This is a genomic window from Micromonospora citrea (genome assembly GCF_049629545.1).
GTDB lineage: Bacteria > Actinomycetota > Actinomycetes > Mycobacteriales > Micromonosporaceae > Micromonospora > Micromonospora citrea_A.
Window position 1 is genome coordinate 130,550 of sequence record NZ_JBNADX010000015.1, and the last position, 21,951, is coordinate 152,500.

Consider the following 21,951-nt stretch of genomic DNA (forward strand, 5'->3'; position numbering starts at 1 on the left):
CGGAGGATTCAGTGGAAGTTGCTGCCCTGGTCTTTTCGGTCCTGGCGCTTGCTGTGTCAGTTCTGATGACGCGACGCCAACTGACACTTGCCCGGCACAACAACTCTTTACCTGTCTTGATCGACCTGTTTCGGGAGCATCGCAGCGACCGGCTGGCCGACGCTCGGCGCTTCGTGCATTCGGGCTTGGACAAGTGCGACCTGAGCCAGGGATTCGCCGGGTTGCCCGAAGAAGAGCGCGAGATGGTTCGTGACCTGGCGTGGTACTACGACAATCTCGGGGCCCTGGTCTTGCATGAAGTCGTCGATGTAGAGATTGTGGCGGGATATCTCGGCGGCTCTGTTGTGGCGGTCTGGGAGAAGATCAGCCCACTCATTGAGGCGGAGAGGTTGAAGCGGGCAGACGATCCGGACCCTCGACGATGGCAGGAATACTTCGAGAACCTGAGGTTCTTGGTGCAGGAGGTTCCGCCGAGCAAGGCACGAGGATCTCGTGCGCTATGGAGACTGGGCTAGCTACCCGGTTGCCCGGTCACGCACGTCCCGGTAGAACTCCAGCTGTCCTACCAGAAGTGAGCCCAGGTCGACTGCCATCTGCACCTCCGGTGGTCGAAATCTCCCGCACAGTACCGACACGATTCGATCGGCGAGCGGCGGCGCTACCGGCACGCCATTGGCACGCAAGGTCGAATAACGCGGGAACGACTACGGCCCAGGCTCGGCTGGAGCGCCGTTGGCCTGGGCCGTAGTTGGTGGAGCGGGCGACGGGAATCGAACCCGCACCGTCAGTTTGGAAGATCGTTCTCGGCTGTTGTGATCTGTCCGGGCTGCCTGTTCAACGGGGCTTCCGTCGTGCCCGATCATGACCGCTGAGGACCCCTTGGGACACGGCTTACTGGCACGTGGTTGGCACGGCCGCGCGGTATGCGCCGCTGTCCGGCGGTGTGCGGCTTAACGCTTCGGGCCTCTTGGGCCGGGGGCGGCCTGCCGTGCCGCCGGCTTTTCGCCCGCCTAGACCCAGACACACGGTGGCAAGCCGCGAAGCGGCGCGGCAGCGATCGCCCCGCCCCTCGGCGCGGCCGACCACCCGGCGATCGTCACGGCCTGCCTGTCACCGTCTGCCCGGATGCCCGTGGACTAGCGATCCCCGGTGGCCCACGTCGTCCGAGTCGCGGCTCTGCACGACGGCATCGACCACCTATGGTGGTCCTGTGACGCGCATCCCACCGTGAGGAGACATCGCCGATGGCCCGCCGTGAACGCGCCGAAACCCTGTCGGCCGGTCTCGGCTGGCTGCCCGCCACCGTGTGTGACCCTTGCCGTCTTGTGGCCGGCGTTCAACGACGCCCTGTAGGCGGCGCCCTTGTCGGGCTTGGTGGCGTGGGCGGCGATCGGGGTGTAGTGGCTCGTCCAGAAGCAGGGCATGGTCGTCAACCACCTGCACTGGCGTGGCATTGAAGTGCCAGCGGGTGACAGCGAGCACGAGAGGCCGTGACGGGATGGAGAAGCTGTCTTCGGGCGGATGGGCGCCGGTTCGCAAGACTGGCCGTGAGAGCGAAAACGACTGGGTGAACCTACGGCAGGCGTACGGACTTCGGGTGGTGAACGAGGGCGGGCGTTATCTGATCGCCGCCGACTATCCGAACGGGTTGGTACTGACGGATCTGGTGGAGCCGACGGCCGAGTGGAAGGCGGTGGAGGCGCTGCGCCGCCTTGTGGAGGAACTTCGCTGAACGCGCGGGCCATGGCAGAACGCGTAGCTTCTGGTCCGTCCGCGCCGGCCGATGCCGGCCGAAGGCCGCCAGCAGGCCGAGGGCGGATGGACCGGCGCCGCGCTCACGCGGCGCCTTGATCCTAAAGAGAAGAAATCGGCAGTAGGAAAGAGTGGGGAGCAATGACCTCCAAACGTATTAACCCTGCCGTTTTTCCTCCGCTCAAGGAGGCGCTTACCCTGGCCTTCTGGTTCAAGCCCGACCTGCGAGCGTTTCTGACCTCGTGCCTCGGGCGGCGCGAACTAGTTGCTCATCTTGATTGGACTGACTACAAGCGCGTCGTGGTCAGCCAACTGGTCGACAGCCTTGCGGCCGACCAGCACCGTCACTTCGACGACTTGCTTAATCTGATTCTTGCGACTGCCGACCTCACCGACCCCGGGCACCTCAAGCGCGTCGAAGACGGTGAGCGAAAGTATGCTGAGGCAGTTGCAGCCGTCAAGACACTTAGAGGGGTGGTCGAGCCATACCGGCGCCTCAGGACGGAAGAGGAAGAGGCGAGCCGGCGCCGTGAGGCCGAACGAGCGCGGGCTGACATGCAACGAGCGATTACTGACAAGTTAGGCGAACTTAAAGCGGACTTCCAAACGATTGTTAGGATGCCGTTGCAAGCGCGGGGCTACGCCCTTGAAAAATTCCTCAATGGCTTATTCGCCGTCTTTGACATTGACGCGAAAGCTCCGTTCCGAATAGCCGGTGAGCAGATAGACGGGGCGTTCACCTTCGAAGGTGAGTTTCTCCTTGAAGCGAAGTGGAAGAACGAGCGCACCCCGCCAGCTGATGTTGATTCATTTTCAATGAAGGTGAGCAGGAAGCTCGACAATACTCTTGGTCTGTTCTTGTCCATGAATGGATTCCAGAGTAGCACCATTGAAATCCATTCGCGCAACCGCGCGGTGGTTATTCTTATGGATGGCGGTGACTTAAGTGCTGTTGTTGACAACCGGATAACCTTGCCTGAATTGCTACGGCGGAAGCGTCAGCACGCAGCCCGCACCGGCGATGTGTATGTGAGCGCTTACACGTTGCTTGGTTGAAGGGTGGGCATTCCGTCTGCTGGATAAACGGTTGGCCCGGGACGAGGGGACGCGAGTCTTGTTAAGCGCATGCCGCTCACGATCCCCTCTGCTGAGGTATCAGGCTCGACCGATAGGACTGGTCTCGCGAGGCGTCAAGAATCAATGCGCGAAGATGATCCATCATCTCGACAACTTCGGAATGCAAGGAGACGATCTCGTCGGCAGTAGGGAACATTTCGCGCCCATGGGCGATGGAGTTGCGCGAGTCGCACAATGACCTGTCTATTAGCTTAGATTTAGTTTCAAAATAAGCTAGGGGGAGTCCTGCTGAACCGAGGATTTCGCAAAGAGTGACGTAACGAAGGTTCGACTTGGTGTCGACCATAGAGTTCTTGGGGAGGTGAGCTCTTGCCTCCTGCGGGCGACGGACGACATCAAGCAGCGCTTCTGCTCCTGCATCATCGCCAGTGTTGGAACGCCTCATCAAGGCCATCAAGGCGGTCTTCAATAGCCCATCGTTCAAGTCTTGAAATCTGAGCCGTCTCTTGGCGACGTAATCGACGTAACACTGGCAGGACTCCTTGACGAAGCCTTCCCAATGGGCATAGATGATTGCGACGCAACTCCTTGCAAGTGCGCGGGCAAGGGGGGACTCGCGAGATTTCTTGCTGGCCGACTCCATGGCGTCTACAAGAGTCTTCATCTCTATTCGACGCCAACCAAACGACGCGTCCAGCGTGTCTTGCACGTCGTCCACAGTCCGGGGTGCCATAGAATAGTGCCCTAACTAGCGGCCAAAGAATTCGCGTGAGCGATTCACAAGGCGTGGCACTCGACGGCGCGGACTTACTCCCGTTCCGGAGTTATCTCGGAACTCTCGCGCCGTCCATACCTGTTCCACCCGAGCCCTAAGTTCAGCGGGCGGTGACTGCTCCCATTTGTCTATGTGTGCAGCGACTCCAGACGTCACGAATTCAAAGGAGGCGATCGAAAACGGCCCGAGGTGCCGATCTCCGTCGAATCTACGGAAAGCGTCCTCTCCTAGTGCAAGGTTCAGCACGCGGAAGGTGCGCCGGAACAACTCGGGGGCGATCTTCGATTCCCTTGTTCCGTAGTCCTTTGCAGCGCTTCTCATCCAGCGGGTCAGGTAGTCGCCATATTCTTCGCGCATCTCCGTGTCGCCGCTGCCAAAATCCGCTTGGCAGAAGAATCGAAGAACTAGCTCTTGGCGGTAGGCTTCAACTTTCTTCTGATCGGAGAGTGGGACTGCGTTTTGGAAGTCGGAGGATTCCGCCAGGCTTGCGAGCTCGTCGAACATCCGGGGGTTCAACATAACCAAGAGGCAGTTTCGTGCCTCCTGAGGTGATAGTTCCGTGCCTGAGTTGAGTCGCTGGAACATGTCGTACTTGGCGTTCTCGTCTGACTCTTTTCGGATGATGCGGAAGTCTAGCTTCGCCCGTTTGAAGTCCCGACGCATTGCGTCTGTGAATACTCTCCCGGCTGGCCCCGAAACCTCCCACCTGTAACCAGCGAGGTCGGGCAGGTATTCCGTCTCGCGGAGAGTGGTGGGCGGCAATAACTGGTTGTTGTGATCACGGTAGACGCCTACAAACTCAAAGATGGTAGAGAGTCTCTGGACGCCGTCGATCACATCCCAGATTCCATCGTCGCGCTGTGAAACGAAGATGGCAGGAATTGGAATGCCTAGCAAAATTGACTCGACGAGGCGAGATTTTTGGTTGTCATCCCACCGGAAGATCCGTTGGAACTCGGGATGGATGTCGATATCGCCATCGCGGTACAGGGATAACACCTCACCGATTGACATGGGGTATCCATCGGTGTGGATTTCTTTTGCTCTGGCAGCTATCTGTTGCTCTAGGGTCACCTTGGAACACGCTCCTCGAAGGCCGTCCTGCCGGGCCTTGCAGCTTACTACTTCCTGAGTCGATCTAGCGAGCGTCAGGTGCCGTTCCGGAGGAACTAGGTGGACGAAAGGGCCGAATCTGGTTGGATCATCGATGATTTGGTATAGTCCGCCTGGATTCCCTGCGGACCTTGTTTCCTAACTGCTTCAGATGCTTAGCTCTCCGAGCCATGTTCTGCGTAGGCGGTACGTCCGCACTGTCGTGCTGCGATGGCCACCCGGATCCGGCGGGCAAGTCGGTTGGGTAAGAATCCGTGAATTTCATCGCTGGCGGCGAAGCGCCATTCTTCGATTTCACCGTCGACAAAGGCGATTAGGTGTTGATCTTCGTCGCTCAGGACCCCAGCGTCGAAAATAAAGAGGATCTTGTCACCCTCGCCTACAACGGGTGCCCAGTCGACAACCAATAGTGAACCGATGTCGACGTTAAGATTAAGTTCCTCGCGGATCTCGCGAATGCATGCTGAACGGGGCGACTCGCCCGGTTCAACGTACCCGCCCGGTATATCCCAGTGCTCTTTGTAGTTGGGGCGTACGAGGAGCACTCGGCCTTCGTCGTCGAAGAAGAGGGCGCCTGCGGCGACGCGTGGGGTTGCCATCGGTGGCATCTCATTGGCCGTCACCATGGCAGCCTAGATGGGCTCGGTTCAGTCGAGCACCTTGAGCCGACGAGCCAGGTCGACCAGCTCGGCCGGCGGCTTGCCGCGCTGCCGGCGTACCCAGGTCAGGGCGAGTTGTCGGCTGAGGAAGTGGTGTCGGACCTGCTCGGGTGCCATCTTCTCCGCGTCGAGCAGTACGGCCTGGGCGTCGTCGATGCGGTTCCAGGAGCTGTAGGCGCGGGCGACTTCGAGGGCGTGCCGTACCCGGCGTTCCATCGGTAGGCCGGTGGTGTCGACGCGCGGGCCGAGGTCGACGGCGACCTGGAGGTCACCCAGCTCGGCGGCGGTCGCGACACGGTGGATGGCGACGTTGGTGGGGCCGAACGCGGTCCAGAGGTGGTTGGCATCCGCTCCGAGCTGGCCTGCGGCGTGGTCGGCGGCGTCGAGGAAGGTGCGGGTGGTGGCGGCGTCGTTGGACCGGGCGGCGGCCATCGAGCCGGACAGGAAGAGGGTTCCGTAGACGGAGAGCAGCGCTGGTGTGGCGTGCTTGAGGTGGGGATCGAGGTAGCCGGCGGCGTCCTCGGTGAGGCGTACGGCCTCGGCGTAGCGGCCGGTGGCATGCAGGGCGTGACCGACGGAGCGGAATAGGGAGCCGGTGACGAGAGGGTCGCCGGTGGGTCGGACGGCGGCCAAGCCGCGGTCGGCGGCGATCCAGGCGAGGTCGCTCTCCCCGAGCTTGGTGAGCTGGGTCGCGGCCAACTGGTAGGCCAGTCCGAGTAGCCGGCGGGCCTCGTCCTGGTCGTCGCCGTCGTGGTATCGGCGGCGGCCTGGGCGCGGTGCAGCAGGTCGGGCAGGCGGCCGGTGACGTACCCGAACCGGGAGTCCTGGTACGCGTCCCAGAGGGCGCCGACTTGCTTCCTGAGCATCGCCACGCTCGGCGGCTCAGCGTCCGTGCCGCCGCCGATCGGGGCAATGGCACGGTAGTTCATCAGCGCGGCCCGTAAGGCGGGCACAGTTTCGGTGCCGCTGTCGCCGGTCCAGTCGAGCAGTGAAGGTTCGCCGAGCAGGTCCCCAAGGGATACGTCCAGGACTTCGGCGAGGGCCTTGATGACGGAGAGTCGGTCCAACTCGATGCGGTTGTTCTCGATCTTTCCGAGCCAGTCGGCGGTACGGCCGATGAGCCCGGCCAGGACCTCTTGGGACAGACCGCGCCGCCGGCGGTACCAGCCGACGCGTTCGCCGATGGTCAGGGTGTTCGTCATCCCGCGCATCGGTTCACTGTCTCCCCTCGGGCGGCTGCGACCCCGGAAGGATTTTCCGGGCTGCTGGGCGCTTTGTGCCACAACCTGTCTGCATGACGGGGCTGAACGTATCGAGCAACTGCCAATCCTGCTCGGGCGCGGGCTGGAAGTACACCGTTGCCCGTGCCGCCATCCGAGGGATGGGGCGGGGGTCGGAGCGGACTCGTTCCCTGGCCCGGCGGTCCTGCCTGGACTGCGCGGGTTCCGGTCGCTCGGCGACCTGCTGAGGCTGGCCCGGGGTGGGTGCTGGCGTGGGACCGCGAACCGAACGACGACCCGTGAATGGCCCGCCCGCCTCGGCGCTTCGCACACCGGCGCCACGTCGGCCGGGTGTCCCGGCCGTGGGTGATCTGGTGCTGATCGACGGCCGGGCGTCGGTGCAGTTCGGCGGCGACCGAGCGTTGTGGCTGCGGGTCACCTCAATCTGCGACAAGCCGACGTACCACGGCTGGGTGTGGCTCACCGGCTACTCCATCGACCCGGCCACCGGTAAGGCGTTGGCGCGGCGAGAGGTCTTCGTACAGATCGCCGGCCTTCAGATCCAGCGACGCACGACCGAGAGCGCGCCGCCTCGCAACGTGGCGCCGGTGATGAGGAGACGCGGTGTTTGACGTTCGGATACGACTCGGTGCGGTGCTGAAGATCGACGCAGCCGACCGTCTCCTGCCGTCGGACGGACCGGTGACGTTGTGGGTGACCGGGGTTCGGCTGGTGGCCCACCAACCTGCGGACGAATGGATCTGGGTCGAGGGGATCAGGCTCGGTCCGTCCGGCCGCCGGGGTCCGCAGACGCGGATCCTGGTGCGCGCAAGCAAGCTCCCGGCCGATGAGGCGACTCGGTGAGCACTTACCTGTCCAGTGCCGTGCGCGACCAGCTCCGCGCGGCACAGGCGCACCTCGACCAGCACACACCGTCGAGCGCGGACGGGCGTTGCGCCGCCTGCGGTGGGGAGGGCCAGTGTGCCGAGCGTCAGGCAGCGTTGCGGGTGTTCGGCCGGTACGGCTGCCTGCCGCGTCGATGGCCGGGCGCGTCCCGGCCGGAGTCGGTGGGAGCGCCGTCGTCCTGGTCAGGGTGGTTGGCCGCAGCGGTGGAGCATCCGACGCCGAACGGCTGAGCTGACTTGTTCTGTCATGCAAACAACTCATAAGCTGCTGAGATTCATGCAGCGTTTCATAGGTGGGGTGGCCCGCGATGGCGTACGAGATTCCGACGCCGAAATACCTGCGCGTGTTGAACACGCTGCGGAAGCGCATCGAGGACGGCGACTACGCACCCGGTGCGGCACTGCCCTCGGAGAACCAACTCTGCACGGAGTTCGGGGTCTCCCGCCCGACGGTGCTCAAGGCGCTCGGCATCCTCAAGCAGGACGGCTGGATCGAGTCGCAACAGGGCAAGGGCAGCTTCGTACGCGGCCGACCCGCCTCCGGCCGCACCTCACCCGAGTACGCCCGGGACGCGGTGGAGCTGGACGAGACCGGCGAGACGGAGATCCTGCACGTCGGCCCGGTGCTCGCCTCACCGCGTATCGCAGCGGAGTTGCAGATCCCGGAGGGCACACCGGTCTACGAGCGGCGCCGCCGGACCATCTCCGAGACGGGGCCGGTGGACCTGGTGGCCACGTTCGTACCGGTGGACATCGCAGCCGGTACCGACATCACGAAGCCGGACCCGATCCCGGGCGGCCTGCTCGACCTCATCGCCCGCCACAAGGGCCTACGGGCCGACTACGCCACCGAGCGAATGACCGCCCGCCGGGTCAGCGAGGTCGAGGCAGAGGCGTTGGACGTACCGGCCGACGAGTCGGTGATGAGCGTCGTCATCACCGTGCACCAGGCGTCCGGCGACCCCATCATGACCTCGGTCCTGGTCATGCCCGGCAGCCGCCACGAGATCGAGGACACCTACGCGCTGTCGTGAGTGGCAGCACCCACGGGCCGGCCTCGATTCGCGATGGCCTGTTCCACTCCTCGACGCAAGCGCCTCGACGCGCCGGGGAGACGGCGTAGCCGGCGAACCTCGTCCGGCGTCAACTCGGGGCGCCCGGCCAGGGTGATCGCAGCGGCGTAGGGCCGGGCGTCGCGCTGGGCAAGGAGGGATGCGACCTCGTTCAGGACGTCGAGCAGGACGGCACGGTCTGCCTGCGGATGTCCAGCGACAACCCGGAGCAGGTGATTCCGCTCCCACCGGGAGAACTCGCCCGCCAGCAGCCCCGTCAGGGTGGCTGCGTCGGTACGGACGTTCGATGCGACTGCCAGTCGCACGAAGGAGTACGGGTTGCCGGCGAGGGCCTGTAAGCCGTCGACGTCGACCCGTGGGTCGGTTGCGAGAGCCAAGTAGTCGCGTGGGCTGCGGGGGCGGGGTAGCAGCGCCTCGATGTCCACCCTCCACCTCCTTTGCCGCTCAACTCTCCACATTGTGCAGCGGGCTCGCATTCAGCCTTGCTTGTGTTTACAAGCTGACGTAGCTTGTTAGCTCAACCGGTTGTCAGGAAGACGGCTGGTAAGGCTAGGAGGCTGCGTAAGTGGTTCCGATGACGTTGAAGGTGCCGGTCCCGTCCGAGTACGTCTTTCCCGCCGGGGCTTTGTGCCTCGGGGTGTCGCCGCAGATCGACTTTGAGCGGCGTGGTGAGGCGGACAACCAGGCGCGGGACAAGGAGTCCGGGGAGCGGGTCTGGGTGGTGCGGGTGATGGACCTGGACCCGGAGGCGGGGAAGTTCGGCCGGTCGACCGAGGTGAAGGTCAAGGTGGTCGCGGCGCAGCAGCCGGTGCCGCCGCCGTCGACGGTGCCGGGTTACCCGCCGGCGGTGGAGTTCGAGGGCCTGACCTTGGCGCCGTATGTGGATTCGCAGCGGTGCAAGCCGGGTCGCTCGTCGGGTGACTGCCGCTCGCGGATGGCGTACTCGCTGCGGGCTACGGCGATCCGGCCGGCGTCGGCCATGCCGGGTTCGGTGGCGGCCTGACCGGTTGTCGTTTGGCGCGCGGGGCGGGTCGTTTCCCCGCCAAGAGTCCCGGCCCGTCCCGCGCTCTCCCATCCCTCATGTGTGAAGGAGGGCGTGATGCCCACCGTAGTTCCCCCTGCTCTGATCCCCTTGCAGGGCCGCTGCTTGTCGGGGCGGTGGTCCTGATGTCCCGTACTCGCTTGGTCGGCCTACGGCACGCCTACCGGGAGGTGGAGGCCGCGCTCCGGTCGGCGCTGCGGCTGTCGCCGGCTTCGGCCCGGGTGTGTGCGATCCGCTGTCCGCACTGCTGCCGGTGGGTGAAGCCGCGCCGGTTCGATCTGCGGCGGATGTCCTGCCGCTCGTGCATCTCGACCCTGGCCCGTCCGGATCGGGGCGGTGACCTGTGCCTCTGATCAACATCGTCCCTGGGGAGAAGATCCCCGTAGCGCCGATGAACGTGCGTCTTCCCGCGTGGCGGGTCCCGGGCTGGCTGCTGGTGTTCTGGTGGCTGGCCCGGGGCCTGTTCCGGCTGACCGTCCTGGCGGTGCGGTACTGGTGGCTCACCGCCCCGGCCGTCCTCGCCCTGTGGGTGCACGCCGAGTTCGGCGGCCTGGTCCTGGCCGGCGTCGTCCTCACCCTCGTCACCGGCTGTGCCGCCTGGTGGCGGTGGCATCCGGGGTCGTGGTTGCGGTTCGGCTGGTACCCGCTCGTCAGCCGGGTCCGTGCCCTGGTGGTGTATCGGCGGCGGTGGGCGTCGGTCATGGCGACGTGTGGCCTGGCGACGGCATTCGCCGGTGACCGGTACGTGCCGCAGCTGCTGCGGGTGCGCTGCGACCGTTACGGCGATGAGGTGACGGTGCGGATGTTGCCGGGGCAGATCCCCGACGACTGGGGGCAGGCCGCGGAACGCCTCGCCTACGCCTTCCGTCTCCGTACCGGGCAGGCCCGCTCGGCGGCCCGACCGGATCGGGTGGTGCTGCGGTTCGTCCGCCGTGACCCCCTCGCCGGTGTCGTGGCGCCGCTGCCGGTGCCCGAGGCGCCGGACCTGGACGGGCTCGCCCTCGGCGTCGGTGAGGACGGGCAGCCCTACCGGCTGCGGCTTGCCGGCTCGCACGTGCTGATCGCGGGGGCGACGGGGTCGGGCAAGGGCTCGGTGCTGTGGTCGCTGATCCGGTCCCTGGCCGGCGGTATCCGGTCGGGGCTGGTGGAGCTGTGGGCGTTCGACCCGAAGGGCGGGATGGAGTTGGCGGCCGGGGTGCCGCTGTTCGCCCGGTTCGCCTACGACGACCCCGACGGCATGGCCGGCGTGCTGGAAGAGGCCGTGAAGCGCATGCGACTGCGGGCAGCGCGGCTGCGTGGGGTGACCCGTCAGCATGTGCCGACGCCGGAGGAGCCGCTGATCGTCCTGGTGGTCGACGAGTTGGCCGCGCTGACCGCGTACATCACCGATCGGAAGGTCCGCGACCGGATCAAGGAATCCCTCGGGCTGCTGCTGTCGCAGGGCCGCGCGGTCGGCGTGCACGTGGTCGCCGCACTCCAGGATCCGCGTAAGGACGTGCTGCCGTTTAGGGACCTGTTCCCGACCCGCATCGGGCTGCGGCTGACCGAGCCGGAGCAGGTGGACATGGTCCTCGGCGACGCCGCCCGCGACCGGGGCGCCTTCTGCGACCGCATCCCCGAATCGGCGCCCGGCGTCGGGTTCGTCGTGCTCGACGGCGTACGCGAACCGGTCCGGGTCCGCTTCGCCTACCTCACCGACGACGACATCCGCCAGCTCGGCCGCGAGTACCGCCGGCTCTGCGACGACACCGACAACGAGGGCCAGGAGGTGACCCAGTGAAGGCTGACACCGAACGTCTGGAGGGCGTGGTCCTGGTGCTCATCGTCCTGACGGTGGGCGGGCTGGCCGGGGCGGCGTCGTTCACCCACGTGCACGACTGGACCATGGCCAACTCCCCCACCGGTACGGGCGACTGGTTCGGCTGGGCCAATGCCGCCATCTCCGAACTGCTGCCCCTCGCGGCGCTGCTGACCATCCGCCGACGCCGCCGCACCGGCGGCCCGGTCGGCTACCCGCTGTTCCTACTCGTCTGCGCCGTCGCCCTGTCCCTGGCGGCCCAGATCGCGGTGGCGAAGCCGAGCCTGTCCGGCTGGCTGCTGTCCGCCGTCCCCGCCCTGGCATTCCTCGGCCTGTCCAAGCTCGTCTTCTCCGCCACCCCCGCCGCTGCGGTGCCCGTCGACAAGTCGGCCGACGCCAGCGGCTGGGGTGAGGTGCCGCCCGGCTACGACCCGGTGGAGGATCACGCGCCCGCCGCTGTCCAAGGCGTCGACGAGCGCCCGGTGGTGATCGCCGAACAGGTCCCGCAGACGGTGCCGCCGGCGGTGCCGGTCTAGCGGCCGGGGCTGGTGCCCGTGCCGGCGGCGGCGTTCCCGGCACGCAACGGCACGCCGCAGCCCTTGGCGGGTGACCGGTGAGCCAACTGCCACTCATCCCCGCGACCCCGGCCGGTGACGGTGTCGAGCGGCCTCGGCCGGGGTCGCGGGCGGACCGGATGCGCAAGCCTCTGGCCAAGGACGCGCTGAAGCAGCTCGCCGAGCAGCACGGCGTCTGCGTCCGCCCCCTCGCCCTGCGCCGCACCGACACCGCCACCGGCCTCACCGAGGTCGTCGAGGTCCCCTGCGGGGCGACCCTCGCCGTCAAGTGCAAGCCATGCGCCGAGCGGGGCCGCCGGCTGCGTATCCAGCAGATCCGCGAAGGCTGGCACCTGGCCGACGAACCCGCCGTCCGCCCCGACAAGCCCGGTGAAGACGTGCTCGCACTCGTGCGGGTGCGGGCGCACCTGGAGTTCGAACGCGAAGCCGTGCAGTACCAGCCGATGACCCCGGACGAGCGGGCCGCCCACCTGACCGAGATCGACGCCGCGATAGTCGAGCTGGACGAAGCACTCGCCGAAACCAGCCTGCGCGGCCACCTCACCCCCAAAGAGCGCGACGAGCGGCCCCGGCGCAAGCGGTCCACCCGGCGGCGGCAGGACTCACCGGACCTGCCCCGGCTGCCCGTCGACCCACGCACCGTCGGCCGCGCCTACTCCGGCAAGACGGGCAAGACCCACCGGCCGTCGATGCTCATCACCCTCACCCTCGGCTCGCACGGGCCGGTGCACTCCCACCTCCGGCGTGGCGCCTACATCGCCCCGTGCGAGTGCGGCCAGCGGCACGGCCCCCACGATGACGTGCTCGGCACCCCGGTCGACCCTGCCAGCTACAACTACCGGCGCGCGGCCCTGGATGCGATCCACTTCGCACGGGTCCTCGACCGGTGGTGGCAGAACGTCCGCCGGGCCGCCGGCTGGAACGTTTAGTACGCGGGTGCCGTCGAGCTGCAACGGCGGCTCACTCCGCACGCGCACTTCGCCATCCGGGGCACGCTTCCGCGTCGGCTGCTCAAGCAGGTCGCGGCGGCCACGTATCACCAGGTGTGGTGGCCGTCCTTCGATGAGCTGGTTTACACGGTCGACAAGCCGCCGGTCTGGGACCTCGACCAGCAGGCTTACGTCGACCCGAAGACGCGCGAGCCGCTGCCCACCTGGGGTGAAGCCCTCGACGTTCTGGAGGAACCCGACAGCCGCCCCGCCTACGTGGCCCGGCTCGGGCGGATCGACGCCCGGGGCATCGAGCAGGGCACGAAGGACGCGGAGCGGTCGATCCGCTACGTGACGAAGTACGTCACCAAGGATCTGACCGACCAGGCCAAGCCGCGCTCGGACGCCCAGAAGGCGCACTTCGACCGGCTGCACGCGGAGCTGTCGGTGCTGCCGTGCTCGCCGACGTGCGCCAACTGGCTGCTCTACGGCGTCCAGCCCGATGGGGTCAAGGCTGGCTTGACCCCCGGCCGGTGCACCGGGAAGGTCCACCAGCGCTCCACCCTCGGCTTCACCGGCCGCCGCGTGCTCGTCTCCCGGCAGTGGTCCGGCAAGACCCTCGCCGACCACCGGGCGGACAACCGGGCCCGGGTGCGGGCCATCCTCGCCGGGGGCATGGCCGACACCGAGGAGCACGACCAGGCGGCCGACGAGGCAGATGGGGCGAAGCGGTACCGGTTCGAACTTGCCCGACCCGAAGACCCCGACGTGCCACCGCTGGAACACCGACTCCTGCGCGCGATATCCGCCCGCATCCGCTGGCGCTCTGACCTCGACACCGCACGGCTACGAACAGCCGCCGCCGTTTCAGCAACCGATCAACCCGCCGCGCTCGCGGCCTGAACCCCGGGAGGAGCAACCGCATGCATGACGAGCTGTTGACCGCTGACGAGGTCGCCGCTCGCCTCAAGGCAACCCCGCGATTCGTCCGCCGGCTGGTCGCCGAACGACGGATCGCATTCGTCAAGGTCGGCCGCCTGGTGCGCTTCGAGGCGTCGGCCGTGGCCGCCTACATCGACAGCAACCGGGTCGTGCCGATGACTCGGGCGCACTTGCGCGACTACCTGGGGGAGGTGGCCTGATGGCGGCCAGCAAGGGCCGGCGGCGTTTCGGCAACATCCGGCGGCTCCCCTCCGGGCGGTTCCAGGCGCGGTACGTCGGCCCTGACGGGTTGGAGCGAAAGGCGCCGCACACCTTCGAAACCGAGCGCCAGGCGGCCAAGTGGCTGACCGTGGTGGAGTCCGAGATCATCAAGGGGGAGTGGACGGCCCCGGAGGCGGGAGAGATCAAGCTCGACGCGTACGGCCGGAAGTGGATCGCCGAACGGAAGCTCCAGCCGCGCACCCGGGAGAACTACGAGGACCTGTTCCGGCTGCACATCCGTCCGCACCTCGGCGCGCTCGCCTTGGGCGCGATCAAGCCGCAAACCATCCGCACCTGGCGCAGGAACCTGCTCGACGGTGGCACGACGGAGCCGCAGGCGGTCAAGGCGTACTCACTCCTTCGGGCGATCCTCAACACCGCCGTCAAGGAGGACGAGCTGATCCGGCAGAACCCGTGCCGCATCCCGGGCTATGACCGCTATCACACGCCGGAGCGGCCGGTGGCGACCGTCGCCCAAGTGCTCGCGCTCGCCGAGCGGATGCCGCCCCGGTTCGGCGCGCTGGTGATCGTCGCCGCCTTCTCCGGGCTCCGCTGGGGCGAGCTGGCCGCGCTGCGGCGCTCGGACGTTGACCTTGCGGCCGGTACGGTCCGCGTCCCGCGCAAGCTGGCGGCGCTACGCAGCCGGATGGAGTTCGGCCCGCCCAAGTCGGTGGCGAGCAACCGCACCGTGACCCTGCCGTCGGCGGCCCGGACGGCGCTCGCCGAGCACCTGGCCGAGTACGTGGGGGAGGAGTCGGAGGCGCTGGTCTTCACGGGGGACAAGGGGGCGGTGCTGCGTTCCGGCAACTTCCGTCGCGCGGTCGGCTGGGCGGCGGCACTGCGGGCGGCTGGCATGCCGGAGGGGTTCCACTTCCACGACCTGCGACACACCGGCAACAACCTGGCGGCGGCGACTGGGGCCAGCACCCGGGACCTGATGCACCGAATGGGTCACGCCAGCATGCGGGCGGCCCTGATCTACCAGCACGCCAACAGCGAGCGGGACCGGGAAATAGCCGACGCCATGGACCGCCGGATCGTCAAGCAGGCGAAGCGCGCGGCGGCGCCGGCCAAGGCGAGCAAGACCAAGGGCAAGGCGACCAAGGAGCAGCCGGCGGCGCGCAGGGCGACCAACGGCACGAAGCTGAAGCGACCGGCACGCGAACCCGCCTCGGACGGCACGGGCGGCGCTACTGGCACGCCAATGGCACGCAAGATCAAGAAGAGCTGAAACGAGAACGGCCCAGGGCTCGGCGGGAGCGCCGCTGGCCTGGGCCGGAGTTCGTGGAGCGGGCGACGGGAATCGAACCCGCACCGTCAGTTTGGAAGACTGAAGCTCTGCCATTGAGCTACGCCCGCATACGCCCCGACACCGCCGGGACGCGCCGACAGCCTACCCGGTCCGCCCACCCGGTGCGCAAAAGGCATGTCCCACGCGCCGGCCATGCCCGCACGACCCGCGCCGGCCCGGCCGCAAGACACCAGGACCCTGCCGGCCCCCGACGCGACAGGCGCCCGGTTGCTGCCGGTTCGGCGCGTTGGGGCCCGCCCCGGCACCTCGCACCGGTCCCCAAGGCATACACTTCTGGTCGCCACGGGGTGTGGCGCAGCTTGGTAGCGCACTCGCTTTGGGAGCGAGGGGCCGTGGGTTCAAATCCCGCCACCCCGACTGTCGTCCGCGGCCGGGCGCCGGGGCATCGCTGTTTGCGCGGTTGCCCCGGGCGCTGCCGGAGCGGCCGGCCGGCTCGCCTACACTCGATGGGCTGAATCACGCCCAGACTCAACTGAGATCCGTCAAGGAGTACGCCTGTGAAGAGCACCGTCGAGACTCTGAGCCCGACGCGCGTGCGGCTCGCCATCGAGGTGCCGTTCGTCGAGCTCGAGCCGAGCCTCAAGAAGGCGTACCGGGAGATCGGCCAGCAGGTCCAGGTTCCCGGCTTCCGCCGGGGCAAGGTGCCGGCCGCCGTCATCGACCAGCGGGTGGGCCGGGGCACCGTCCTCAACGAGGCGGTGCAGGAGGCCATCCCGCAGACCATCCTCGCCGCGGTCCGGGAGCACGACCTGAAGACCCTCGGTCGCCCGGAGGTCGAGATCACCGAGTTCAACGACGGTGACTCGCTCAACTTCACCGCCGAGGTCGACGTGCGTCCGGAGATCACCCTGCCGGACCCGGCCACCGTCGAGGTGACCGTCGACGAGCTGCAGATCGACGACAGCGAGATCGACGAGCAGGTCAAGGGCCTGCGCGAGCGGTTCGCCACGCTCAAGACCGTCGAGCGGGCCGCCCAGGAGGGCGACTACGTCCAGATCGACCTGAACGCCACCGTCGACGGCGAGGACGTGCCGGGCGGCCAGGCGAGCAACATCTCGCACGAGGTCGGCAGCAAGCAGCTCCTGCCGGGGCTGGACGAGGCGCTGGTCGGTCTCGCCGCCGGGGAGAGCACCACCTTCACCACCCAGCTCGTGGGCGGCGACTTCGCCGGCCGTGACGCCGAGGTGGCGGTGACCGTCCGCACGGTCAAGGAGAAGGAGCTGCCGGAGCTGAACGACGACTTCGCCCAGATGGCGAGTGAGTTCGACACCATCGAGGAGCTCCGCGCCGACGTGCGCGAGCGGGTCAGCCGGGGCAAGCGGGTCGAGCAGATCTACGCCGCCCGGGACAAGGCCCTCGAGCAGTTGGTCGCCGCGGCCGAGGTGCCGGCGCCGGAGGGTGTCGTCCGCGAGGAGGTCGAGAGCCGCAAGGCCGCCATGATCGACCAGCTCGAGCGGATCGGCGCCTCCCTGGAGGAGTACCTCGCCGCCGAGGAGAAGACCGAGGAGCAGATCGACGCCGAGCTGAACGAGGCGGCGACCGAGGGCGTCAAGATCCAGCTCCTGCTGGACACGCTGGCCGACGCCGAGGACATCCAGGTCTCCGACGACGAGTTCGGCCACGAGATCGTCCACCGGGCGCAGCGCGCCGGCATGGCCCCGCAGCAGTACTACGACCAGCTGGTGCGCTCCGGCGCCGCCGGCGCCGTCTTCGGTGACGTCCGCCGCGGCAAGGCCCTCGCCGCCGTGATGGAGAAGATCAAGATCAAGGACAGTGCCGGCAACGAGGTCACCCTCGACGCGCTGCGCGCCGAGAGCGAGCAGGCGCACGACCACGAGCACTGACCCGTCCCTGGTCGGCCGCCGTCCGCCCGTTGCGGTGGACGGCGGCCGAAACCCTTTTCCGGGTACGTCGGAGGGGACAGCTGCGCTGATAGCGAACACTGTCCCGACCGGGAGTCGATCACCCGGCTGAGCGGTTAGTGTCGGGTACGACGGTACGGAGAGCGAAGGGCTGCCATGACCGACATGCACATCCCAGCGAAGCCGCTCCGGGCGATCGAAGCCCGCGGTGGCGACTCAATTGGCAACCTCGACGACTCGGTCTACAACCGGTTGCTCAAGGAGCGCATCATCTTCCTGGGCAGCGAGGTGAACGACCAGGTGGCCAACCGCATCTGCGCGCAGCTGCTGCTGCTCGCGGCGGAGGACCCGGACCGGGACATCTTCCTCTGGATCAACTCGCCGGGTGGCTCGGTCTACTCCGGCATGGCGATCTACGACACCATGCAGTACATCGACAACGACGTGTCGACCGTGGCGATGGGCATGGCGGCCTCGATGGGCCAGCTGCTGCTCTGCGCGGGCACCAAGGGCAAGCGGTACGCCCTGCCGCACGCGCGGATCATGATGCACCAGCCGTCCGGCGGCATGGGCGGCACCGCCTCGGACATCGCGATCCAGGCCGAGCAGATGCTCTACACGAAGCGGATGTTCCAGGAGCGGGTCGCGTTCCACACCGGCCAGGCCCAGGCCCAGATCGAGGCGGACTCGGACCGTGACCGTTGGTTCACCGCCAAGGAGGCCATGGACTACGGCTTCATCGACAAGGTGATCACCGGAGCCGCGCAGGTTCCGGAAGGCGCCGGGACCCTGAGCTGACCGAGGAGCTGACGATGACCGACCTGAGCCTGCCGCCCCAGTTCGCGGCCGTGCACAACCGCTACGTCCTCCCGTCGTTCGTGGAGCGCACGTCGTACGGGGTCAAGGAGTCCAACCCGTACAACAAGCTCTTCGAGGACCGGATCATCTTCCTCGGCGTCCAGGTGGACGACGCGTCCGCCAACGACGTGATGGCGCAGCTGCTGACGCTCGAGGGCACCGACCCGGACCGCGACATCATCATGTACATCAACTCGCCGGGTGGTTCGTTCACCGCCATGACGGCGATCTACGACACCATGCAGTACGTCCGGCCGGACATCTCCACCGTCTGCCTGGGCCAGGCGGCGAGCGCGGCGGCCGTGCTGCTCGCGGCCGGCACCCCGGGCAAGCGGATGGCGCTGCCGAACTCGCGGATCATCATCCACCAGCCGGCCACCGAGGGCGGTTACGGCCAGGGCTCGGACATCGAGATCCAGGCCCGGGAGATCCTGCGGATGCGGACCCAGCTGGAGGACATGCTCTCCCGGCACTGCAACCGTCCGATCGAGAAGGTCCGCAAGGACATCGACCGGGACAAGATCATGACGGCCGAGGAGGCCAAGGAGTACGGGCTGGTCGACACGATCCTGACCAGCCGCAAGAAGGGCCTGCTCGCGGCCAACGCCGCGAGCTGAGCCAGACCGGGTCGGAGGTCGGTCGGCGCGTCGTTCCCGGCCGACCTCTGACACACCCGTTTTGGGGGTCGGAGAAACCTCCGCCAGCGGGTAACGTCGGGTCCGTACCGCTGTGCCGGTCGGACCGGCGGCAGGGATTCAGACGGACGGGCGCCCGGCGCCCGCAGGTCAGGGCCGGGTTCCGGCCGACGAGTGCAGGGAGAACGTAGGTGGCACGGATCGGTGACGGCGGCGACCTACTGAAGTGCTCCTTCTGTGGCAAGTCCCAGAAGCAGGTCAAGAAGCTCATCGCGGGCCCAGGGGTCTACATCTGCGACGAGTGCATCGATCTCTGCAACGAGATCATCGAGGAGGAGCTGGCCGAGTCCGGCGAGGTGAAGTGGGAAGAGCTTCCCAAGCCGATGGAGATCTGCCAGTTCCTCGACAACTACGTCGTCGGGCAGGAGCAGGCCAAGAAGGCGCTCGCCGTCGCGGTCTACAACCACTACAAGCGGATCCAGGCCGAGGCGGCCGGCGCCCCGGGCGCCGGCAACGACGGCGTCGAGCTGGCCAAGTCCAACATCCTGCTGCTCGGCCCGACCGGGTGCGGCAAGACCCACCTGGCGCAGACCCTGGCCCGGATGCTGAACGTCCCGTTCGCGATCGCCGACGCCACCGCCCTGACCGAGGCCGGGTACGTCGGCGAGGACGTGGAGAACATCCTCCTCAAGCTGATCCAGGCTGCGGACTACGACATCAAGCGCGCCGAGACCGGCATCATCTACATCGACGAGGTCGACAAGATCGCCCGTAAGTCGGAGAACCCGTCGATCACCCGGGACGTCTCCGGCGAGGGCGTGCAGCAGGCGCTGCTGAAGATGCTCGAGGGCACGGTGGCCAACGTGCCGCCGCAGGGCGGGCGCAAGCACCCGCACCAGGAGTTCATCCAGATCGACACCACCAACGTGCTGTTCATCTGCGGTGGCGCCTTCGCCGGCCTCGACCAGATCATCGAAGCCCGCACCGGTCACGGCGGCACCGGTTTCGGCGCCCGGCTGCGGTCGGTCTCCGAACGGTCGACCGACGACATCTTCAGCCAGGTCATGCCGGAGGACATGCTCAAGTTCGGGCTGATCCCCGAGTTCATCGGCCGGCTGCCCGTGATCACCAACGTGCGCAGCCTGGACCGCAGCGCCCTGGTGCGCATCCTCACCGAGCCCCGCAACGCGCTGGTCCGGCAGTACCAGCGCCTCTTCGAGCTCGACGGGGTGGAGCTGGAGTTCGAGCCGCCGGCGCTGGAGGCGATCGCCGACCAGGCGATGCTGCGCGGCACCGGTGCCCGTGGCCTGCGCGCCATCATGGAGGAGGTCCTCCTCTCCGTGATGTACGAGGTGCCCAGCAACCCGGACGCCGCCCGCGTGCTGATCACCCGCGAGGTGGTCCTGGAGAACGTCAACCCGACGATCGTCCCGCGCGAGTTCACCGGTCGCCGGGCCCGCCGGGACCGCGAGGAGAAGTCGGCCTGACCGGCCACCGCCGCACGCACTGACGACGGGAGCACGGCCACCACATGGGGCCGTGCTCCCGTCCGTCCGGGAGCACGGTGGTCGGCCTCCGGCACGACCCGTGCGGTGCCCCCATCGTGCTGCCGCCGGTCTCCACCGGCGGTGTTTCTGTCTGACGCTGTCGCCGGCCCGGCTCCGGTCGTACGCTGATCTCCATGCGCGTCGCCGTCTGCCAGCTCAACGCCCGCGACGACCGCGCGGCCAACCTGGCCGCTGCGGAGGCCCTGCTGGTCAGGGCTGCGGCGGCCGGCGCCGATCTCGCGGTCCTTCCCGAGTACGTCGACTACCTCGGCCACGCCGCGGGCATGCCGGCGCCGGAGCCGGTGGACGGCACGGTGGGGACGTTCTTCGGGGCCGTCGCGGCTCGGCTCGGCATCTGGGTCGTCGCCGGCTCCTTCCACGAGGCCGGCCCGGATCCCGAGCACACCTGGAACACGTCGCTGGTCTTCGACCGCTCCGGCGCCCTCGCCGCCAGCTACCGAAAGATCCATCTGTACGACGTGGAGATCCCCGGCCGGGTGTCCTACCTGGAGTCGGCGACCGTCGCGCCGGGCGACCAGCCGGTGGTCGTCGACGTCGAAGGGCTGCGGGTCGGCCTGTCGATCTGCTACGACCTGCGCTTTCCCGAGCTCTACCGGCAACTCGCCGGTGACGGGGGAGCCCACCTGCTCGTCGTGCCGGCGGCGTTCATGATGCACACCGGTCGGGACCACTGGGAGGTGCTGCTGCGGGCCCGGGCGATCGAGAACCAGTGCTTCGTGGCCGCCGCCGGACAGACCGGCGACCACGACCCGGGCCGGACCTGCTTCGGGCGCAGCATGGTGGTCGACCCCTGGGGGACGGTGCTCGGCCAGGTGCCGGACGGCCTCGGGCTGACCGTCGTCGACCTGGACCTCGATCGGCTGCGCGCCATCCGTGCGGAGCTGCCCAGCCTCGCCAACCGCCAGCTGTAGCTGCCAGGGTCTTCGACGTACGCCCTAGTCCTGGAAGAGCACGCCGAGCACGGTGAGTCCGACGATTGCGGCGGCGGTCACCAGCAGGGCGGTGCCCATCCGCGACCGCCCGCGCCGCGCCAGCCGCGCCAGCGACAACAGGACGACGACGAGCACGACGGCGCCGATCACCAGCTGCCAGAAGGGCAGCAGCAGTCCGAGCAGCGCCTCTTCGGCGAGGGGGACCGCAGGGGACCGCGACACGTCATCCATGGCAGCCACTCTGGCACGCCGCCGGCTCCGCCGGCCCGCCCATCGCGGTGGGACACGCGGTCCGGGTGGAGGAGCCCGACGACATCGCAATGACGATCATTGATTTGCCTTCTGAGGGCGGTCCGCGTAACTTTCTCTCTGCACGCGGGAGGCCGGACAAACCGGCGGAGAGCGGGCACCAGGCTCGTGGCGGAGACGCCGAGCGGGGCTGAGGATCGGGCGGTGCGAGACACTCCGGAAGACGGGGTTGCGATCGCGAAACCGACCGGGTAGAGTGCGAAAGCCGGCAGGGAGCCGGGCGGGTGGCCGCGAAGCGGCGATCGGCCGGTCTGCCGCTTCCCACGACAGAAACGACCGCCGGATACGGCGTGCGTCAGCGTGGAACGGACCGAACCAAGCTGGTCTCCTCGGATACGAGGTTGACAGCGAAAG

The 21,951-nt window shown here is 67.7% G+C and carries 22 protein-coding genes, 2 tRNA genes and 2 pseudogenes; 18 read left to right on the top strand and 8 right to left on the bottom strand.

Annotation, left to right across the window (positions count from 1 at the left end):
• The first annotated feature begins 11 nt into the window (after positions 1 to 11).
• The 3 genes from ACPFP2_RS17860 to ACPFP2_RS17870 all read left to right on the top strand — a co-directional run bounded on the left by ACPFP2_RS17860 (position 12) and on the right by ACPFP2_RS17870 (position 2,808).
• Positions 12 to 515, top strand: a complete 504-nt coding sequence (locus tag ACPFP2_RS17860; protein ID WP_424090298.1) for a DUF4760 domain-containing protein — start codon at positions 12 to 14, stop codon at positions 513 to 515.
• 983 nt (positions 516 to 1,498) lie between these two features.
• Complete coding sequence (locus tag ACPFP2_RS17865) at positions 1,499 to 1,732, top strand: hypothetical protein (RefSeq protein WP_424090299.1); 234 nt, start codon at positions 1,499 to 1,501, stop codon at positions 1,730 to 1,732.
• Positions 1,733 to 1,893: 161 nt separating this feature from the next.
• Positions 1,894 to 2,808 (top strand): hypothetical protein, encoded by a 915-nt coding sequence (locus ACPFP2_RS17870; protein ID WP_424090300.1) that lies wholly within the window; start codon positions 1,894 to 1,896, stop codon positions 2,806 to 2,808.
• 76 nt (positions 2,809 to 2,884) lie between these two features.
• Here ACPFP2_RS17870 and ACPFP2_RS17875 read toward each other — a convergent pair whose 3' ends face one another.
• From ACPFP2_RS17875 to ACPFP2_RS17895, 5 genes and pseudogenes are all read right to left on the bottom strand, one after another.
• Positions 2,885 to 3,538 carry an MAE_28990/MAE_18760 family HEPN-like nuclease gene (locus tag ACPFP2_RS17875; RefSeq protein ID WP_424090301.1) on the bottom strand — a complete coding sequence of 218 codons (654 nt, stop codon included), beginning with the start codon at positions 3,536 to 3,538 and terminating at the stop codon, positions 2,885 to 2,887.
• A gap of 39 nt (positions 3,539 to 3,577) precedes the next feature.
• Positions 3,578 to 4,678, bottom strand: a complete 1,101-nt coding sequence (locus ACPFP2_RS17880; RefSeq protein ID WP_424090302.1) for a DUF262 domain-containing protein — start codon at positions 4,676 to 4,678, stop codon at positions 3,578 to 3,580.
• A 194-nt stretch (positions 4,679 to 4,872) separates the two neighbouring features.
• Complete coding sequence (locus tag ACPFP2_RS17885; RefSeq protein WP_424090303.1) at positions 4,873 to 5,343, bottom strand: NUDIX domain-containing protein; 471 nt, start codon at positions 5,341 to 5,343, stop codon at positions 4,873 to 4,875.
• Between the two features lie 21 nt (positions 5,344 to 5,364).
• Positions 5,365 to 6,075, bottom strand: a complete 711-nt coding sequence (locus tag ACPFP2_RS17890) for an XRE family transcriptional regulator (RefSeq protein WP_424090304.1) — start codon at positions 6,073 to 6,075, stop codon at positions 5,365 to 5,367.
• Positions 6,076 to 6,443: 368 nt separating this feature from the next.
• Positions 6,444 to 6,587: pseudogene (locus ACPFP2_RS17895) on the bottom strand (helix-turn-helix domain-containing protein); the annotation flags it as partial.
• Positions 6,588 to 6,970: 383 nt separating this feature from the next.
• Between ACPFP2_RS17895 and ACPFP2_RS17900 the strand changes: the two are divergent.
• From ACPFP2_RS17900 to ACPFP2_RS17910, 3 genes are all read left to right on the top strand, one after another.
• Positions 6,971 to 7,228, top strand: a complete 258-nt coding sequence (locus ACPFP2_RS17900) for a hypothetical protein (RefSeq protein ID WP_424090305.1) — start codon at positions 6,971 to 6,973, stop codon at positions 7,226 to 7,228.
• A gap of 22 nt (positions 7,229 to 7,250) precedes the next feature.
• Positions 7,251 to 7,460, top strand: coding sequence for a hypothetical protein (locus ACPFP2_RS17905; protein ID WP_424090306.1), 210 nt, complete (start codon positions 7,251 to 7,253; stop codon positions 7,458 to 7,460).
• Positions 7,461 to 7,809: 349 nt separating this feature from the next.
• A complete protein-coding gene (locus ACPFP2_RS17910; RefSeq protein WP_424090307.1) occupies positions 7,810 to 8,535 on the top strand; it encodes a GntR family transcriptional regulator in 726 nt (241 codons plus the stop codon).
• Here ACPFP2_RS17910 and ACPFP2_RS17915 read toward each other — a convergent pair.
• Positions 8,520 to 8,999, bottom strand: a complete 480-nt coding sequence (locus tag ACPFP2_RS17915) for a hypothetical protein (protein ID WP_424090308.1) — start codon at positions 8,997 to 8,999, stop codon at positions 8,520 to 8,522. The two genes, ACPFP2_RS17910 and ACPFP2_RS17915, sit on opposite strands and share 16 nt — an antisense overlap.
• 149 nt (positions 9,000 to 9,148) lie before the next feature.
• Between ACPFP2_RS17915 and ACPFP2_RS17920 the strand changes: the two genes are divergently transcribed.
• From ACPFP2_RS17920 to ACPFP2_RS17945, 6 genes and pseudogenes are all read left to right on the top strand, one after another.
• A complete protein-coding gene (locus tag ACPFP2_RS17920) occupies positions 9,149 to 9,577 on the top strand; it encodes a hypothetical protein (RefSeq protein ID WP_424090309.1) in 429 nt (142 codons plus the stop codon).
• Between the two features lie 430 nt (positions 9,578 to 10,007).
• Positions 10,008 to 11,396, top strand: coding sequence for an FtsK/SpoIIIE domain-containing protein (locus ACPFP2_RS17925; RefSeq protein WP_424090310.1), 1,389 nt, complete (start codon positions 10,008 to 10,010; stop codon positions 11,394 to 11,396).
• Positions 11,393 to 11,950, top strand: a complete 558-nt coding sequence (locus ACPFP2_RS17930; RefSeq protein WP_424090311.1) for a DUF2637 domain-containing protein — start codon at positions 11,393 to 11,395, stop codon at positions 11,948 to 11,950. Before ACPFP2_RS17925 ends, ACPFP2_RS17930 begins: the two co-directional genes overlap by 4 nt.
• Positions 11,951 to 12,027: 77 nt before the next feature.
• Positions 12,028 to 13,821 (top strand): annotated as a pseudogene (locus ACPFP2_RS17935) (replication initiator).
• 20 nt (positions 13,822 to 13,841) lie between these two features.
• Complete coding sequence (locus tag ACPFP2_RS17940) at positions 13,842 to 14,060, top strand: helix-turn-helix domain-containing protein (protein ID WP_424090312.1); 219 nt, start codon at positions 13,842 to 13,844, stop codon at positions 14,058 to 14,060.
• A complete protein-coding gene (locus ACPFP2_RS17945; protein ID WP_424090313.1) occupies positions 14,060 to 15,352 on the top strand; it encodes a tyrosine-type recombinase/integrase in 1,293 nt (430 codons plus the stop codon). Before ACPFP2_RS17940 ends, ACPFP2_RS17945 begins: the two co-directional genes overlap by 1 nt.
• A 54-nt stretch (positions 15,353 to 15,406) precedes the next feature.
• Here the strand turns inward: ACPFP2_RS17945 and ACPFP2_RS17950 are convergent.
• A tRNA-Gly gene (locus tag ACPFP2_RS17950) sits at positions 15,407 to 15,480 on the bottom strand.
• A 236-nt stretch (positions 15,481 to 15,716) separates the two neighbouring features.
• Between ACPFP2_RS17950 and ACPFP2_RS17955 the strand changes: the two genes are divergently transcribed.
• The 6 genes from ACPFP2_RS17955 (at position 15,717) to ACPFP2_RS17980 (ending at position 21,267) form a co-directional block, all read left to right on the top strand.
• Positions 15,717 to 15,790 (top strand) — tRNA-Pro (locus ACPFP2_RS17955).
• A 140-nt stretch (positions 15,791 to 15,930) separates the two neighbouring features.
• Positions 15,931 to 17,277, top strand: coding sequence for a trigger factor (gene tig / locus ACPFP2_RS17960; RefSeq protein ID WP_424090314.1), 1,347 nt, complete (start codon positions 15,931 to 15,933; stop codon positions 17,275 to 17,277).
• Positions 17,278 to 17,451: 174 nt separating this feature from the next.
• Positions 17,452 to 18,093, top strand: coding sequence for an ATP-dependent Clp protease proteolytic subunit (locus ACPFP2_RS17965; protein WP_424090315.1), 642 nt, complete (start codon positions 17,452 to 17,454; stop codon positions 18,091 to 18,093).
• 14 nt (positions 18,094 to 18,107) lie between these two features.
• Positions 18,108 to 18,770 carry an ATP-dependent Clp protease proteolytic subunit gene (locus ACPFP2_RS17970; protein WP_091301299.1) on the top strand — a complete coding sequence of 221 codons (663 nt, stop codon included), beginning with the start codon at positions 18,108 to 18,110 and terminating at the stop codon, positions 18,768 to 18,770.
• A gap of 209 nt (positions 18,771 to 18,979) precedes the next feature.
• A complete protein-coding gene (gene clpX / locus ACPFP2_RS17975; RefSeq protein WP_424090316.1) occupies positions 18,980 to 20,275 on the top strand; it encodes an ATP-dependent Clp protease ATP-binding subunit ClpX in 1,296 nt (431 codons plus the stop codon).
• 194 nt (positions 20,276 to 20,469) lie between these two features.
• The gene (locus ACPFP2_RS17980) at positions 20,470 to 21,267 is read left to right on the top strand and encodes a carbon-nitrogen hydrolase family protein (RefSeq protein WP_424090317.1); all 798 of its coding nucleotides are present in this window, start codon (positions 20,470 to 20,472) and stop codon (positions 21,265 to 21,267) included.
• 24 nt (positions 21,268 to 21,291) lie between these two features.
• Here ACPFP2_RS17980 and ACPFP2_RS17985 read toward each other — a convergent pair whose 3' ends face one another.
• Entirely contained in the window at positions 21,292 to 21,519 is a 228-nt protein-coding gene (locus ACPFP2_RS17985; protein WP_424090318.1) for a hypothetical protein, read from the bottom strand.
• Between the last annotated feature and the right edge of the window lie 432 nt (positions 21,520 to 21,951).

Excerpts from the sequence above, each read along its gene's own strand:
- ACPFP2_RS17865 (WP_424090299.1), top strand. The coding sequence starts at position 1,499 with ATGGAGAAGCTGTCTTCGGGCGGATGGGCGCCGGTTCGCAAGACTGGC.
- ACPFP2_RS17870 (WP_424090300.1), top strand. The coding sequence starts at position 1,894 with ATGACCTCCAAACGTATTAACCCTGCCGTTTTTCCTCCGCTCAAGGAG.
- ACPFP2_RS17885 (WP_424090303.1), bottom strand. The coding sequence starts at position 5,343 with ATGGTGACGGCCAATGAGATGCCACCGATGGCAACCCCACGCGTCGCC.
- ACPFP2_RS17910 (WP_424090307.1), top strand. The coding sequence starts at position 7,810 with ATGGCGTACGAGATTCCGACGCCGAAATACCTGCGCGTGTTGAACACG.
- ACPFP2_RS17920 (WP_424090309.1), top strand. The coding sequence starts at position 9,149 with ATGACGTTGAAGGTGCCGGTCCCGTCCGAGTACGTCTTTCCCGCCGGG.
- ACPFP2_RS17925 (WP_424090310.1), top strand. The coding sequence starts at position 10,008 with ATGAACGTGCGTCTTCCCGCGTGGCGGGTCCCGGGCTGGCTGCTGGTG.
- ACPFP2_RS17940 (WP_424090312.1), top strand. The coding sequence starts at position 13,842 with ATGCATGACGAGCTGTTGACCGCTGACGAGGTCGCCGCTCGCCTCAAG.
- ACPFP2_RS17945 (WP_424090313.1), top strand. The coding sequence starts at position 14,060 with ATGGCGGCCAGCAAGGGCCGGCGGCGTTTCGGCAACATCCGGCGGCTC.
- ACPFP2_RS17965 (WP_424090315.1), top strand. The coding sequence starts at position 17,452 with ATGACCGACATGCACATCCCAGCGAAGCCGCTCCGGGCGATCGAAGCC.
- ACPFP2_RS17970 (WP_091301299.1), top strand. The coding sequence starts at position 18,108 with ATGACCGACCTGAGCCTGCCGCCCCAGTTCGCGGCCGTGCACAACCGC.
- ACPFP2_RS17980 (WP_424090317.1), top strand. The coding sequence starts at position 20,470 with ATGCGCGTCGCCGTCTGCCAGCTCAACGCCCGCGACGACCGCGCGGCC.
- ACPFP2_RS17985 (WP_424090318.1), bottom strand. The coding sequence starts at position 21,519 with ATGGATGACGTGTCGCGGTCCCCTGCGGTCCCCCTCGCCGAAGAGGCG.